This window comes from Microcoleus sp. bin48.metabat.b7b8b9.023, from assembly GCF_013299185.1.
Classification (GTDB): domain Bacteria; phylum Cyanobacteriota; class Cyanobacteriia; order Cyanobacteriales; family Microcoleaceae; genus Microcoleus.
In genome coordinates, this window is the sequence record NZ_JAAFKG010000002.1 from 230571 (window position 1) to 245158 (window position 14588).

Consider the following 14588-nt stretch of genomic DNA (forward strand, 5'->3'; position numbering starts at 1 on the left):
AAGAAGGACTGAAGTCCTGACTACAAACCAGGAAGTGAGGTTTGTAGTGAGGACTTTAGTCCGCAAAAAGAAGGACTGAAGTCCTGACTACGAACCTCAGATTAAGGTTTGTAGTGAGGACTTTAGTCCGCAAAAAGAAGGACTGAAGTCCTCACTACGAACCTCAGATTAAGGTTTGTAGTGAGGACTTTAGTCCGCAAGAAGAAGGACTGAAGTCCTCACTACGAACCTGGGAAAGTTATATTTATAATGAGGACTCAAGTCCTTACTACAAAATTTAAAATCAAAATATCATGTACGAGTACCGGACGCTGACACCAGAACAACGTGCTGAATTAGTTCGACAACGCTTAGCCAAAGGCTATCCACCCCACAGACCACCACATTTAATACGCGATCGCACTTTTTACCTGCTGACAGCCACTTGTTACGAACATAAGTATTACATGGTAGATACATCCCGCCGCCAGCAACTCCTAGATCGGCTATTTGAGGCATTTGTAACTAAAGGTATGGAAATACTAGCATGGGTTGTATTACCCAATCACTATCATCTTTTGGTGCAGGTTACGAACTTTAACGACTTAAGTAAATTATTTCATTCGGTTCATGGCGCAACCTCTCGTCAATGGAATCTTGAAGATGGAGCTACAGGTGGTCGAACAGTTTGGTATAGTTACAGTGATAGAGCTATTCGTTCGGAACGCCATTACTATACAACGCTGAATTATATCCACAACAATCCTGTCAAACACCTATGGGTAAAGTCTCCTTATGATTACGAGCAAAGTAGTATTCACTGGTATTTAAAATATTATGGACGGGAATGGCTGCGTCATTTGTGGACTCAATATCCTGTTAGAGACTATGGTCACGCTTGGGATAATATTTAGAAATATATAGGTTGAGGACTCGCATTCCTCACTACAAACGTTCGTAGTAAGGAATGCGAGTCCTTTTAATGCGAGAGGACTCGCATTCCTCACTACAAACTAATTAACTTTAATGCGAGAGGACTCGCATTCCTCACTACAAACTAATTAACAGTGCAAAAATGAGAAATATATCAGATTTAGACAATGTACCCGAAATAGAAGAAGAGGAAGATTCCAGCGTACTGCTGTCGATCGGCGATTTAATGTCCGGCTTGTTGATGTTATTCGCGCTCCTGTTCATCACCGTCCAAATTCAACTCAGCGCCAAGGCGAAAATGCTCGATGAGAAAATCCTTCAGGTGGAAAAACTGCGACAGGAATTGCAGCAATATCAAAAGGCTTTTGAAGGACTACCGCAAATTATTGTCAATGCTTTAGAGGGGAAAGTTGGAGACAAAGATATTTTTACGGTTGACCCCGGAACCGGAGATGTCAGCATTCGCGATCGCATTTTGTTTGATAATAACAGTTCCGTCCTCAAACCCGAAGGAAAAAAGTTTTTGCAAGCCTTCATTCCCATTTACAGCCAAGTGCTTTTTGCTAACAAACAGTTTGAAAAACAAATTGCTCGCGTTGTCATCGAAGGACATACAAGTTCCGCAGGTTCCGATTCAAAAAATCTGGAACTGAGTTTGCGAAGGGCTTTAGCTGTTTCTAATTATATGTTTTCCAATGAGGTTACTTTTCCTAAAAAAGCTCAACTGGAGCAAAAAGTATTAGTTTCGGGACGGGGAGAATTAGACGCGAATCAGACTCAAAATGCCGCGGGCGATCGCAAAGTCGTTTTCCGCTTCCAATTCCGCCGCGAAAACTTAAATGTTGACCTAAACCGCTAATTACCCTCGCCCGAAGGCAAAAGCCCGAATTCTACCCCTAGATAAATGCTGCGGCTTGACCTGCGGATTTGATATAAAATGTGTGGGATTATTAGTCCTATACGCACGGGTAGCCAGACACCCTTATGAAATCGCTCTTTCCCAATCGAACATCGAACATCGAACATAGAAAACTGTATAACCTGTTGCTGCTATTATTTCCCGCAAGTGCATGGCTAATCGTTTTCTTCATTCTCCCGGTGCTAATTGTACTGTTGTACAGTTTCTTAGAGCGCGGTACTTACGGCGGGATTACTTGGGTATTTACTCTCAGCAACTACCAGCGTTTGTTTAGCTGGGTTTTTTTAGGGGTAATTGGTCGATCGCTCTTTTTGGCTTTTTTGACAACCGCGGCTTGTTTGTTAGTCGGCTATCCCCTAGCATTTTTCATCGCCACCCGTCCTCCCCGCTGGCGAAATGCCTTGCTTTTGCTGATAATTATTCCATTTTGGACTAACTTTTTAGTGAGAACCTACGCCTGGATCATTCTGCTGCGGAGCGAAGGAGTAGTGAACACAGCCCTGCAAAACCTGCAAATAATTACCGAACCGTTAAACTTGCTGTTTACGCCTTTCGCTGTGGCGATCGGTCTGATTTACGGCTATTTACCTTTCATGGTTCTGCCTTTATATTCTAGCATAGAACGCTTTAATTTCTCATTGGTTGAAGCAGCTCAAGATTTAGGAGCAAATGATATTCGCACTTTTTGGCGCGTATTTTTGCCATTGACAACTCGCGGCATTGTGGCGGGTTCTATCCTCGTGTTTGTTCCCGCAGTCGGCGCTTTCATTACACCCGATATATTGGGCGGAGCTAAAACAATTATGGTGGGAAATTTGATTCAAAATCAGTTTATGAAATCTCGGGATTGGCCTTTTGGTTCGGCGCTTTCTATGCTGTTGACGGTAATAATATTAGTTCCTGTTTTAATTTACTTCCGCGTCTCCGACGAAACGGAATAAGTGGTGTGTACTGCGCGCCTTACATTTAGGTTAAGATGAGCTAATGACCAATGACTATTGACTACTAAGAGGGCGGGCACGCACCATCCACCGCCCCTACCTAATGACTGATGACTAAAATAAAACTAGATTTATTTGTTCGGGCGATCGCCAAAAAGTGGCTTTGGGTACAAGCTTCCCTAGCATTTGCCTTTCTCTACTTGCCAATTCTCATCTTAATTATTTACTCGTTTAACAGCTCCAAATTTAACGCAGTTTGGCGCGGTTTTACCCTCGATTGGTACGGCAGCTTGTTTAGCAATGCAGGCGTGAGTCTTGCTACCAGCAGCAGTGCCGGAATTTTGCCAGCACTTAGCAATAGCTTGCTAATTGCAGCTATTTCGACAGCTTTAGCGACTATTTTCGGTACCATGCTCGCGCTAGCGCTTGAACGCTTTCATTTTCCGGGACGCAAAGCAGTAGAAGCTTTGCTGTTTTTGCCGATTATTATGCCCGAAATTACGATCGGCATTTCGCTGCTAGTTTTCTTTACCCTAGCATTTCGGATCGTAGAAAATCTCACGGGAATCCGCCTCAATCTCGGCTTACCTACAGTAATTATCGGTCACGTTGTCTTTAATATTTCATTCGTAACGATTACCGTCAGGGCGCGTTTGGCGGAACTCGATCCTCAATTAGAACAAGCAGCCTTTGACTTGGGTGCTAACGAGTGGCGGACTTTTTGGCGGATTACTCTCCCTCTAATTTTGCCCGCTATTTTCAGCGCAGCACTGCTGGCTTTTACTTTGTCGCTGGACGATTTTGTCGTGACATTCTTTACCACCGGTGTCGGTTCGATGACGCTCCCGCTATTGGTTTACGGCATGATAAAATTTGCAGTGACGCCAGCAATTAATGCCATCTCAACTTTGATGTTGCTAGCTTCTTTATTGCTGGTTGTATCGTCGCTAAGAGTTAAAAGAAGTTAAAAAACTTGCTTTATGTGTCATAATTAACTTTGCCTACAACCAACAAAACCCATGAAACGCCTGCTGACTTTCTTACTTTTGTTTGTGATGAGTGCAACGATGGTTTTCGGATGCAGCCGCACAGGCAGCAACCAGCAAGTCCTCAGCATTTACAATTATGCAACTTATATCGCTCCCGAAGCGATCGCCCAATTCGAGAAAGAGAACAATGTTAAAATTCAATACGACACTTTCGAGAACAGCGACGCACTCTACGCCAAACTCAAACAGGGAAATCCCGGTTATGATGTCATATTTCCCGCCGATTACATGGTCAGAATCATGGCAGCCGAGAATATACTTGAACCGCTAGATCCTGCAAAAATTGTTAACAAAAATAATCTCGATTCAAAATGGCTAAACCAAACATTTGACCCTGGCAATAAATATTCATTGCCCTATCAGTGGGGAACAATGGGAATTGGCTACAACATCAAAGCAACCAAGGACGAGATTAACAGTTGGGGGGCGATGTTCGATCCTAAATATACTGGAAAAATAGCATGGCAAGATGATGCCCGATACACTTTTGCAGTGGTTTTAATGTATTTAGGATTTGACCCAAATACAACTAATCCCGAAGAAATTAACAAAGCCCGCGACTTGCTGATTAAAAATAAAAATATGATTGCCGCTTTTGTCCCCGACACGGGTCAAACTCTGCTCGATCAAGGAGAAGTCAACCTGACAATGGAATGGAGCGGCGATATTTTTCAGGTGATGAAAGAGAATCCAAATCTCCGCTACGCTATTCCCAAAGAAGGCACAATTGTCTTTTCTGACAACATGGCAATTCCCAAAGGTGCACCGCACAAAGAGTTAGCTGAGAAATTTATTAACTTTATTTTGCAGCCAGAAGTAGGTGCGACAATTTCTAATTTTACCCACTATGGCTCGCCGAATAAAGCAGCAATAGACAAAGGTTTAATTGACCCGAAAGATTTGAAAAATCCCCAAATTTATCCACCGGCTGAAATTTTTGGTAAGATGAAATTCTTGCAGGATGTCGGGAAAGCAACCGCATTGTACGATCGAGCTTCGACGGAAGTTAAAGCAGGAGCAGGAAAGTAAGCATTCGTCGTGCCAACAACCAGGTCAAACTTAACTGGTTCCAAGGAAGAGCATGGTAACGAGTAGAAAGCGAGTAACTAACGAAATGTAGGGTGCGGAGCGGGGGAAAATTATTGAGTATCTCGTCAAAATATTCAGCGCTGACGCACCCTATAATAACTGGGCCAAGGTACGTAGTTGCGATGAAAGCGCTCTTTCCTGATATAAGCGTATAGCGCTCAAGCGCAACTACATACCTAATTTGTGTAACGACAATAAAACCGCTCTGCCTTGTTAAGGGCGATCGGATTCTATGCAAAATGCAAATTCATATAACATTGGTATCAGGGGGAAAATTATTGAGTATCTCGTCAAAACATTCAGCCCGCTCCGCACCCTACAATAACTAAAAATTAAATTATACACAATAGCGAGTAACTAACTGTAGGGTGCGGAGCGGGGGAAAATTATTGAGTATCTCGTCAAAATATTCAGCCCGCTCCGCACCCTACAATAACTACTAGGATAGATCAGAATGCACGCCGTCGAAATTATAGACATTTCCAAAGTATTTAAAAGTGCCCGCAGTCAAGATTTCTTGGCTGTAGACAATATCAACCTGCAAATTAAAGATCGCGAATTCTTTTCTTTGCTCGGCCCTTCCGGCTGCGGCAAAACTACAACTTTGCGAATGATTGCGGGTTTTGAAATGCCCACAGCGGGCGAAATTTACATTCACGGTCAACCGATGCGACATCGCCCGCCATTTCACCGCCCAGTGAATACGGTATTTCAAAATTATGCTTTATTTCCGCACATGACAGTAGCACAAAATGCTGCATTTGGCTTGGAAATGGAGAATTTGCCTCCCCAAACAATTCGCGATCGCGTCGTGGCAGCTTTAGCATTAGTACAGTTAACGGATGTAGAAAAACGCTATCCCCGCCAACTGTCGGGAGGGCAGCAGCAGCGAGTAGCGTTGGCGAGGGCGTTGGTTAAAGAGCCTTCTGTTTTGCTGTTGGATGAACCCTTAGGAGCCCTGGATTTGAAGTTGCGAAAAGAGATGCAATTAGAATTAAAAAAGATGCAGAGACTGTTGGGAATTACGTTTATTTATGTAACTCACGACCAAGAAGAAGCGCTCGCGATGTCGGACAGAATTGCTGTGATGGAGGGAGGAAAACTGCAACAAGTCGGGACGCCTGTTGAGATTTATGAATATCCTAAAACGCGGTTTGTGGCTGATTTTATTGGGGACAGCAATTTTTTGACCGGGCGAGTAGTGGAAAAGCAACATGGTAAAATAACGGTGTTGGTTGACCAGCAGTTGCCCGTGTTAGTTGCGACAGCAGAAGATTTGCCGGCTGGGAAAGTTGTTACTCTGGTGTTGCGGCCGGAAAAAGCCACTATTTATCCGGCTAATTATGATGCTGAGCATAGCTGGCCGGGAGTAGTTGAAGAGGCGATTTATATTGGCACTGACACGCGCTATACGGTGCGCCTGACTGCTAAAAGCTCGATCGCCCTTCGCCGACAAAACTTGCACAGAGATGACTTGCAGCGGCACAAAATTGGCGACAGCGTTCGAGTCTCCGTGCCACCGGAAAGTATCTGTATTTTATAGTGACAGGAAGAAGGAAGACACGACAGTCGATTACCATAACAAAAACCGTTCGTAGTGTGGACTTTAGTCCGCATCAATTTCTGCGGACTAAAGTCCACACTACGAACCTTACTTATTAATGGAACTTCTCCATATCGGGGAAGTTCCGATTAATAAAAGTCAAAAAATCATCCATCGAAGATGTCGATCAAGAGGGCCCAAGCCCAACAACGTACCTCATCTTTCTCAGAACCGCTATAGTTATGCACAACAAATTCCCAAACTAGCCAACTTTTAAGGTGCGGGAATTTCCGGCGAGGGGGAAGGCGTGGGAATTTCCGGAGGAGTTGTTGATTCTGGCGACGGCGCGGGAATCTCCGCAGGACTCGATTCTGGGGAGGGCGAGGGACTCTCGGCACCGGGCGAGGGACTCTCGGCACCGGGCGAGGGAATATCCGCAGGAGTTGGGGCGGTAGTTTCCGGCGGTGGCGGCAGTTGTTCGGGATCCGGGTTCTGGTTTTGGAGGCTCCGCACCCACAAACCTAAACCCGCGAAGACTAGCATCAGCACCAACAGTCCCAGCAGCGGCCCCAAACGCTTCGGCTTCTGTTTTTCAACTGGTTCCGAGGCGGAGGCAGTTTCGGGGTACAGCAACTGTTTCGACGATTCAGAAAGTTGAGATTCTGGCATCCTCCCCGTTTTTTGGAGGGATACCGAGCCTGACACCGAGGGTGACATGGGTAGCGACACGGAGGGTGACATGGGTAGCGATATCGACGGCGACGCCGACGGTGCGGAAGCCGTATCGAACAGTACGACTCTCTCCGGTGACATCCGACAGTAAGTCACCACTACAGAGGTGTTGTCGTAACCATTTTTCTCGTTGGCGAGGCGAACCCAAGACTGAGCAGCGGCTTCCAAGGACATTTTGCCCTCAAGTACCTCTGGGCCGTAATTCTGCCAAGATTGCTCTACCCAGTCGTTATCGCTCAAACCGTCGGAGCACAGCAGCAGCAAGCCTTCCTCTTCGACAATAAATCGTTGAATCGTCGGGCGCAGAAAATCGCCGTCCCGCGTCCCCAAAGCTTGAGTCAGGGCTCCGGCATCCGATCGCAATTGAGTCTCCCAGTATAAACTGTGTCCTAGGTGGACTTCCCTAGACGCTACATCGTCGTCCACAGTTAGCCGCTGACAGTAATTGTTGCCAATCCAATAGGCGCGGCTGTCTCCAACATTGACCAAATAAAGTTCGTGACTGTTATTCGCGGGTACATCCTGGGAAACTTTCACTTTTTGAGGCAACTGGAGGGCCATCACCAAAGTGGTTCCCATGCGCTCCCGCAACTCTTTTCCTTGCTCGTTATTTTGAGCGGAAATCACATTATTCACAACTTTCACTATTTCTTCGAGTTGTTTGATGACCATTGCTGGCGCCATCAACTCTTCTTGTTCGGCGATTTCGGCGAGCAAATTTTGGATTAAAGCTTTCAGCGATTGCACGGCTAACTGACTGGCAACTTCTCCTCCTTCGTGGCCTCCAACCCCGTCGCAAACCATTGTCAAGTAAGGAATTAGTTTGTCATTTCCGGCACTTTTTATCGATTGAAAATCAGCAGCAGTCGGATAGCAACTATCTTCATTTTGGGAGCGCTGCGGCCCGGTATCGGTGATGCCGACTACTTCTAAATGCAGGGGCAATTTAGCAGCTTGTTCTAATAGTAAATCGTTAAGTTCCAGGGCGATCGCATCTAAATTCATGCTGCTGCGGCGCATAAACAGACAAATCTCTCCGAGTTTCGACTGTACCTCAGGCTGCGCCGAGTCCACCAAACCAGACCACACATCTCCCAAATCCTTCAGCGTCGGTACAAAATTACCTCGATGCAGTTCCACCAGACGCACCCGCCAACCTTCCACGCGCAAATTTTCCGGTACCAGCAAACTCGCAGCGACTCCTTGTTCCGAAAGCGGCGCCCACAGTTGGAGCATTTGCCACAACCAGTAAACTTGGCGCGTGGCACTTGTCTGAGCCCAAGCTTGTAGAATAGAAGGATACAGGCTACCGAAATTATTGACCGGCACATTTTCCAACAACAGCACCTCTGTGGCTTCTGCTGCTTCCCCGAGCGAACAAAAGCCGTATACTTCGGGCGTATGCAGCCGCTGGGGATACAAATGCAGGTAAGGCATGATGTGCACCGGCAGTTGTTCGGGGACGCTAGGAGGAATAGACGGACGGCTGTCGAGCCAGATTTGGGGTGCAATGACAAAATATCGATCGGCGATTACCTTACCCGCGGGCACTTCCTCGACTGTGGGGCCCACCGCCCACAAATAGCGATAAATTAAATCGGTTTCGCAAGCTGCACACTTTTGGCTGCCAAAGCTATTGCCGGGATCGGAACAGCTCAGATTCGGGCAATAAATCGGTTCGGAGAAACTACTGATCATATCGAAATAGTTTGTGTAAAAACATTCTGAAGATATATGATTGCCACGCTCAAATTCAGGAACTTGAGAATAAACTGATTTTAGCCCCTATCAATTTCTTAACTGCCTTTGGGGCACGAGAAATTGTAGTTGCTGCCGGTGTCCACCGGCTAAAATTGTAATTTAAGCTACTCAAACTCTGAGTTTGAGTGCGATCGAACTTGCAGCCCGGTGGTTGCAGGCTCAACCTGTTACTGCGACGCGATTTTTCGCTCTCCAAGGGCTAGCAAGTCGCAAACCCTTGCAAACTCAGTTGTTCGCAATTGTTACATCTCAAATTTCAAATCTAAGATATTTCATAGTATCACCAATTTTTTATGATCTGGACTCCCACGCTCCTTTGGTTGCTAGTTGGGGCTTTGCTCTGTTTGGCAGAGCTATTTCTCCCCACTGCTTTTGTTGCTTTTATCCTGGGACTGAGTGCCTTCGCCGTCGCTGGATGCTCTCTGGTTTTACCTTACGTTAATTTACAAATATTCCTGTGGATGGTATTTTCGACAGTTTTTGTGCTGCTGTCCCGGCGATTGATACCAAAAGGCAAGGCATGGGCGATCGCAGATTCTGACGAAGCTAAAACTTTAACAGAAATTCCCCCAGGAGAATCGGGGCGAGTGATTTATGAGGGGAATTCTTGGCAAGCTCGCTGCGAAGACGCTTCTACCGCCATCCCCCCCAACCAAAACGTGATAGTCGTCGGCAGGAAAGGCACTACTCTGATCGTTTTACCAGAACATTTGCTGCATTCCTAAAAAAATGCGAAATTAGTAGTTAGTAGTTAGTAGTTAGTAGTTAGTAGTTAGTAGTTAGTAGTTAGTAGTTAGTAGTTAGTAGTTAGTAGTTAGTAGTTAGTAGTTAGTAGTCAGTAGTTAGTTGTCATACCAATTGTGTAGGTCGCTGCACAGAATGGTCAGCCTGAAATCCTTTCCTGTCAAGGATATATTCTATGCAGCTTCACAGAAAAATGGTATCAGTTGTCAGTATTTAGTTGTCAGTAGTTAGTTGTCAGTTGTCAGTAGTTAGTTGTCAGTTGTCAGTAGTTTTTAGATATAGCGGTTATCAAAAAAGTGAGGTATGCCCCATGCCCTATGCCCCATGCCCCATGCCCCATGCCCCATGCCCCATGCCCCATGCCCCATCCCTCCGCTTCGCTTCGCCCATGAGTACCTCATATGGGAGCTCGAAAGGCTATAACATTTAACAGTCAAGATTTATAGGAGGCTACCGTGGAACAATTTTTTTTACTCGTATTTTTAGCACTGGGCGGATCGGCGATCGCAGGTTCCGTCAAGATTATCAATCAGGGAAATGAAGCCCTGGTAGAAACTTTAGGTAAATATAGCGGCAAGAAACTCGAACCTGGTTTGAATTTTGTAACACCGTTTCTCGATCGCGTTGTTTACGAACAAACCATCCGCGAAAAAGTCTTAGACATTCCCCCCCAAGCTTGTATCACCCGCGACAACGTTTCATTCACCGTTGATGCTGTAGTTTACTGGCGGATTGTGGACTTGGAAAAAGCCTGTTACAAAGTCGAAAATCTTCAGTCAGCAATGGTGAATATGGTGCTGACTCAAATTCGCGCCGAAATGGGTCAACTCGACCTCGAACAAACCTTTACGGCTCGTTCTCAAATTAATGAAATCTTGCTCAGAGATTTAGATATTGTTACCGATCCTTGGGGAGTGAAAGTAACGCGGGTGGAATTGCGCGATATTATCCCTTCTAAAACTGTACAGGAATCGATGGAATTGCAGATGGCAGCCGATCGCCGAAAACGAGCCGCAATTCTGACATCCGAGGGCGAACGCGAGTCGGCAGTTAACAGCGCCAAAGGTAAAGCCGAAGCGCAGGTTTTGGATGCGGAAGCGCGCCAAAAAGCGACAATTTTGGAAGCAGAAGCTCAACAAAAGGCGATCGTGCTGAGAGCGCAAGCAGAACGCCAAAGCCAGGTTTTGAAAGCTCAAGCTACTTCTGAGGCTTTACAAATTATCGGTAAAACTCTACAAAATGACCCCAAGTCCCGCGAAGCTTTGCAGTTTTTGTTAGCTCAGAACTATTTAGATATGGGCTTAAAAATTGGCAGCAGCGATAGCAGCAAGGTGATGTTTATGGATCCGCGTACTATCCCGGCTACGATGGAAGGATTGCGATCGATCGTTGGGGAAGCCAGTAATAATGAGGTGAAAAGCTAGTCTAAAAGATATTGTTGCGAGCGATAGATATCTATTTACACGGTGTTCGTAGATACAAGGGGCGGGTTCCACCAACAATAACTGCCAATAATTAACAATCTCTCAAACCCGCCCCCGCCCCACGGTAAATCCTCGCGTAAATTTTTGGCATTTAATAAAAATAAAGGTTGATGTATATTATCCGTGGTGGGGGGCGGGTTTATTTAGATTGTTGCTAGCTGTTAGATATTGTTGGTAAACCCGCCCTTACGACAATTACAGTCAGGCTTTCTTCCTTTTTCCTTCTTTAAGATTCTTGAGCGAGAGTACATCGATCGCACAATCCAAAAAATTCCAAAGTATGATAATAAATTTTGAAAGAATGAGATTGTTGTAATTGGCTTTCTAGGTGATGGACGGGGCATTCGTCGATCGTAATAGACGCACCGCATTCGAGACAAGTAAGGTGATGTTGGTCTTGGTGGGCGGCACCGTAGAGAGATTCGCCACTAGCAAGCGTTCTGACTTGCACGAAGCCCTCCCGCTTTAAACCGTCGAGGGAGCGGTAAACTGTTGCTAAGCCCATGCTGTGGTCGCTGTTACGCAGTTCTAAGTAGATATCTTGCGCTGAGAGCGATCGATTCAAGTGCTTGAGCAAGTGTAAAATACGCTCCTGACTGCGGGTGCGGTTAGTTCTCATAATTTTGTGGTGTAGTCTGCTGGAATCAAATTTGTCCCTGTTTCTAGGCTAGCTTAATTAGGGTCAGCAAAGGGCGATCGGCTTCCCGCCCGCGTTGTAGAATGAGGTGGCCGTAAATTTCGCATCACCTACACATTGCTGTGACTCAAAAATATTTTGCCCAAATCTATGTTACCCTCCGCCCTTCGGTTTTAGACCCGGCCGGCACTGCTGTACAGTCTGGTTTGCAACACATGGGATACGACAATGTCGATCGCGTGCGGATCGGGAAGTACGTTGAATTGACGCTAACTGCTGCTGGTGAGTCCTCCGCGCGCGAACAACTCGATCGCATTTGCGACCAACTTTTGGCCAATCCAGTGATTGAAAACTATCGGGTTGAGTTGACTGAAATTCCTGTTGCTGTCGAGACTGTGGCTTAAGTGCGATCGACCGTAGGGTGTGTTTTTCAACCCGGAGACCCCCCTAACCCCCCTTGGTAAGGGGGGGACAAGAGAGTTCTCAAAGTCTGCCTTAAAAAGCGGAGACAAGAGCATTCAAAGTCTCTGTTAAAAACACGAAAACTCGGAACACTCAAAGTCCCCATTCTGAAGGGGGATGCGAGGGGGATCTAGACTTCGATACAAGCAAGAAACACAGACGATTTCAGTCTGAAGTTGACGCTTCAGGCTTCTGATTTCCATCCGTTACATCCGTTACAAAATCCGTTGCCGAACTTCCTTCTGCTTATGAAATTTGGAGTTATTGTTTTTCCGGGTTCAAATTGCGATCGCGACGTGGTGTGGGTAACTCAAGGGTTGCTGCACCAACCGACGCGAATGATTTGGCACGAAGATACCGATATTTCGGATATTGACATCATTGTAATTCCCGGCGGTTTCAGTTACGGAGATTATTTGCGGTGCGGTGCGATCGCCCGTTTTTCTCCAGCGATGCAGGCTACGGCGGAACACGCGAAACAAGGAAAGCTTGTACTCGGCATCTGCAACGGTTTTCAGGTGTTGACTGAAGCCGGTTTGCTCCCCGGTGCTCTGGTGCGGAATGCGGGATTGCATTTTATTTGCGATCGCACTTCGTTGAAAGTTGAACGCGGTAATACGCCGTGGACTTCCGCCTATACTTCGGGTGAAATCATCGATTTGCCGATCGCCCACGGGGAAGGCAACTATTACGCGGATGCCGATACTTTGGCAGAACTAGAAGAACACGATCAAGTGTTATTTCGCTACTGTACAAGTGCCGGCGAAATTAACACTGCGGGAAATCCCAACGGCTCGTTAAATAACATTGCCGGCATTTGCAATCGCGCGGGCAATGTGTTAGGAATGATGCCGCATCCTGAGAGGGCTTCCGATCCGATGTTGGGCGAAACTGATGGAATGAAATTGTTTCAAGGGTTGCTGATGGCAACAGTTGCTGCTGTTTTGTAGTTGATATTTCCCGGTTCGTAGTGAGGACTTTAGTCCTTCTTAACCGGTTCGTAGTGAGGACTTTAGTCCTTCTTAACCGGTTCGTAGTGAGGACCTTAGTCCTTCTTAACCGGTTCGTAGTGAGGACTTTAGTCCTTTTTAACCGGTTCGTAGTGAGGACTTTAGTCCTTCTTAACCGGTTCGTAGTGAGGACTTTAGTCCTTCTTAACCGGTTCGTAGTGAGGACTTTAGTCCTTCTTAACCGGTTCGTAGTGAGGACTTTAGTCCTTCTTAACCCTGGTGATTGCCCATCGACTACGCTGGCTGAACCTCGAAGCGTCGAAACCCTGCGTTAATAACCGGTTCCCAGGCTCCAGCCCGGGAGCCCAAATCTCTCTTGCTCTGCCTCGCTTTCAAGCAACGCACCCAAAAAAATAAAAATGCTAAAATGAATTCAAAATCAATACATCGGAAAAAAGTCCTATGCCTTCACCATTTCCTGGAATGGATCCGTACTTAGAACACCCCGATTTCTGGCAGGAAACTCACAATCGATTGATTGTCGCGATCGCTGATACCATCATGCCTCAAATTCGTCCTAAATATGAGGTAGCAATTGACAAACGCATCTATGAAATTACGGATCCAAATGATAGTAACGGCGACTCCCTTTTAGTCGGTATCCCCGATGTCGCGATTAAGCGTCAATCTAATAACCCCAATATTCCTACTGGTTCAGTTGCCACTTTAACCGTCACACTTCCGACTACTGTCAAAGTGCCAACTACTAAAAAAATTACACAAACTTATCTAGAAGTGCGAGAAATGACAACGAAACAAGTTGTCACCGCAATTGAAATCCTTTCTCCAGTCAACAAACGTAGTGGAGAAGGCAGAATTACTTATCTCAAAAAACGCCAGAGTATTTTAGGTAGCTTAACCAATTTAGTGGAAATTGACTTGCTGCGAAAATGGGAATCTATGCCCATCCTTAACAATTCCATTCAAAGCGATTATCGGATTTTAGTCAGTCCCAGCAATCGCCGTCCGTTTGCCGAACTTTATGCTTTCAATCTCCGCGATTCTTTGCCTATATTTCCGCTTCCCTTGCGCGAGGAAGATGTAGAACCAATTCTTAATTTACCAGAAATATTTGCAGGTATTTACGATCGCGCCGGCTATGACTATCGCATCGACTACGATCGAGAACCCGTACCGCCTCTATCGGAAGAAGAGCAGGTTTGGGCAAGCCAACTTTTGCAAGAAAGAGCAGTTCAAGAGCATTAATTTCAGTCCAGGGGCCACAACAACCTAATTCTGTCATTCACCAGTGAGGCGAAGCATCTCAAGCCTTAAGAAAAGCCTAAAGATTGCATAAGTCCTAAT

At 45.9% G+C, this 14588-nt stretch carries 13 protein-coding genes; 11 read left to right on the forward strand and 2 right to left on the reverse strand.

Annotated elements, in window-relative coordinates:
- Window positions 1-293 precede the first annotated feature (293 nt).
- From QZW82_RS02195 to QZW82_RS02220, 6 genes are all read left to right on the forward strand, one after another.
- Entirely contained in the window at window positions 294-893 is a 600-nt protein-coding gene (locus QZW82_RS02195; protein ID WP_293143851.1) for a transposase, read from the forward strand.
- 161 nt (window positions 894-1054) lie between these two features.
- Window positions 1055-1771 carry an OmpA family protein gene (locus QZW82_RS02200; protein ID WP_293143854.1) on the forward strand — a complete coding sequence of 239 codons (717 nt, stop codon included), beginning with the start codon at window positions 1055-1057 and terminating at the stop codon, window positions 1769-1771.
- A gap of 125 nt (window positions 1772-1896) precedes the next feature.
- Window positions 1897-2772 carry an ABC transporter permease gene (locus QZW82_RS02205; protein WP_293143857.1) on the forward strand — a complete coding sequence of 292 codons (876 nt, stop codon included), beginning with the start codon at window positions 1897-1899 and terminating at the stop codon, window positions 2770-2772.
- 110 nt (window positions 2773-2882) lie between these two features.
- Complete coding sequence (locus tag QZW82_RS02210; protein WP_293143860.1) at window positions 2883-3740, forward strand: ABC transporter permease; 858 nt, start codon at window positions 2883-2885, stop codon at window positions 3738-3740.
- A gap of 51 nt (window positions 3741-3791) precedes the next feature.
- Window positions 3792-4850 (forward strand): spermidine/putrescine ABC transporter substrate-binding protein, encoded by a 1059-nt coding sequence (locus QZW82_RS02215; protein WP_293143863.1) that lies wholly within the window; start codon window positions 3792-3794, stop codon window positions 4848-4850.
- Between the two features lie 514 nt (window positions 4851-5364).
- A complete protein-coding gene (locus QZW82_RS02220; protein ID WP_293143866.1) occupies window positions 5365-6453 on the forward strand; it encodes an ABC transporter ATP-binding protein in 1089 nt (362 codons plus the stop codon).
- A 273-nt stretch (window positions 6454-6726) separates the two neighbouring features.
- Here QZW82_RS02220 and QZW82_RS02225 read toward each other — a convergent pair whose 3' ends face one another.
- Entirely contained in the window at window positions 6727-8883 is a 2157-nt protein-coding gene (locus tag QZW82_RS02225) for a protein phosphatase 2C domain-containing protein (protein WP_293143869.1), read from the reverse strand.
- A 356-nt stretch (window positions 8884-9239) separates the two neighbouring features.
- Between QZW82_RS02225 and QZW82_RS02230 the strand changes: the two genes are divergently transcribed.
- Together QZW82_RS02230 and QZW82_RS02235 are read left to right on the forward strand one after the other, a co-directional pair.
- Window positions 9240-9671 carry an NfeD family protein gene (locus QZW82_RS02230; RefSeq protein ID WP_293143872.1) on the forward strand — a complete coding sequence of 144 codons (432 nt, stop codon included), beginning with the start codon at window positions 9240-9242 and terminating at the stop codon, window positions 9669-9671.
- Between the two features lie 474 nt (window positions 9672-10145).
- Window positions 10146-11114 (forward strand): SPFH domain-containing protein, encoded by a 969-nt coding sequence (locus QZW82_RS02235; protein ID WP_293143875.1) that lies wholly within the window; start codon window positions 10146-10148, stop codon window positions 11112-11114.
- 286 nt (window positions 11115-11400) lie between these two features.
- On the opposite strand, the gene QZW82_RS02240 is transcribed toward QZW82_RS02235, so the two are convergent.
- A complete protein-coding gene (locus tag QZW82_RS02240; RefSeq protein WP_293143880.1) occupies window positions 11401-11793 on the reverse strand; it encodes a Fur family transcriptional regulator in 393 nt (130 codons plus the stop codon).
- Window positions 11794-11933: 140 nt separating this feature from the next.
- Here QZW82_RS02240 and purS point away from each other — a divergent pair, with 140 nt between their 5' ends.
- The 3 genes from purS (at window position 11934) to QZW82_RS02255 (ending at window position 14489) form a co-directional block, all read left to right on the forward strand.
- On the forward strand, window positions 11934-12215 hold the full coding sequence (gene purS, locus QZW82_RS02245; protein ID WP_293143882.1) for a phosphoribosylformylglycinamidine synthase subunit PurS: 282 nt from the start codon (window positions 11934-11936) through the stop codon (window positions 12213-12215).
- 306 nt (window positions 12216-12521) lie between these two features.
- On the forward strand, window positions 12522-13223 hold the full coding sequence (gene purQ, locus QZW82_RS02250) for a phosphoribosylformylglycinamidine synthase subunit PurQ (RefSeq protein WP_293143885.1): 702 nt from the start codon (window positions 12522-12524) through the stop codon (window positions 13221-13223).
- Window positions 13224-13685: 462 nt separating this feature from the next.
- The gene (locus QZW82_RS02255; RefSeq protein ID WP_293143888.1) at window positions 13686-14489 is read left to right on the forward strand and encodes a DUF4058 family protein; all 804 of its coding nucleotides are present in this window, start codon (window positions 13686-13688) and stop codon (window positions 14487-14489) included.
- Window positions 14490-14588 lie beyond the last annotated feature (99 nt).

What these genes read in the sequence shown, in the direction of transcription:
- QZW82_RS02195 (WP_293143851.1), top strand. Translation starts at nt 294, where the DNA reads ATGTACGAGTACCGGACGCTGACACCAGAACAACGTGCTGAATTAGTT.
- QZW82_RS02200 (WP_293143854.1), top strand. Translation starts at nt 1,055, where the DNA reads ATGAGAAATATATCAGATTTAGACAATGTACCCGAAATAGAAGAAGAG.
- QZW82_RS02205 (WP_293143857.1), top strand. Translation starts at nt 1,897, where the DNA reads ATGAAATCGCTCTTTCCCAATCGAACATCGAACATCGAACATAGAAAA.
- QZW82_RS02210 (WP_293143860.1), top strand. Translation starts at nt 2,883, where the DNA reads ATGACTAAAATAAAACTAGATTTATTTGTTCGGGCGATCGCCAAAAAG.
- QZW82_RS02215 (WP_293143863.1), top strand. Translation starts at nt 3,792, where the DNA reads ATGAAACGCCTGCTGACTTTCTTACTTTTGTTTGTGATGAGTGCAACG.
- QZW82_RS02220 (WP_293143866.1), top strand. Translation starts at nt 5,365, where the DNA reads ATGCACGCCGTCGAAATTATAGACATTTCCAAAGTATTTAAAAGTGCC.
- QZW82_RS02225 (WP_293143869.1), bottom strand. Translation starts at nt 8,883, where the DNA reads ATGATCAGTAGTTTCTCCGAACCGATTTATTGCCCGAATCTGAGCTGT.
- QZW82_RS02230 (WP_293143872.1), top strand. Translation starts at nt 9,240, where the DNA reads ATGATCTGGACTCCCACGCTCCTTTGGTTGCTAGTTGGGGCTTTGCTC.
- QZW82_RS02240 (WP_293143880.1), bottom strand. Translation starts at nt 11,793, where the DNA reads ATGAGAACTAACCGCACCCGCAGTCAGGAGCGTATTTTACACTTGCTC.
- purQ (WP_293143885.1), top strand. Translation starts at nt 12,522, where the DNA reads ATGAAATTTGGAGTTATTGTTTTTCCGGGTTCAAATTGCGATCGCGAC.
- QZW82_RS02255 (WP_293143888.1), top strand. Translation starts at nt 13,686, where the DNA reads ATGCCTTCACCATTTCCTGGAATGGATCCGTACTTAGAACACCCCGAT.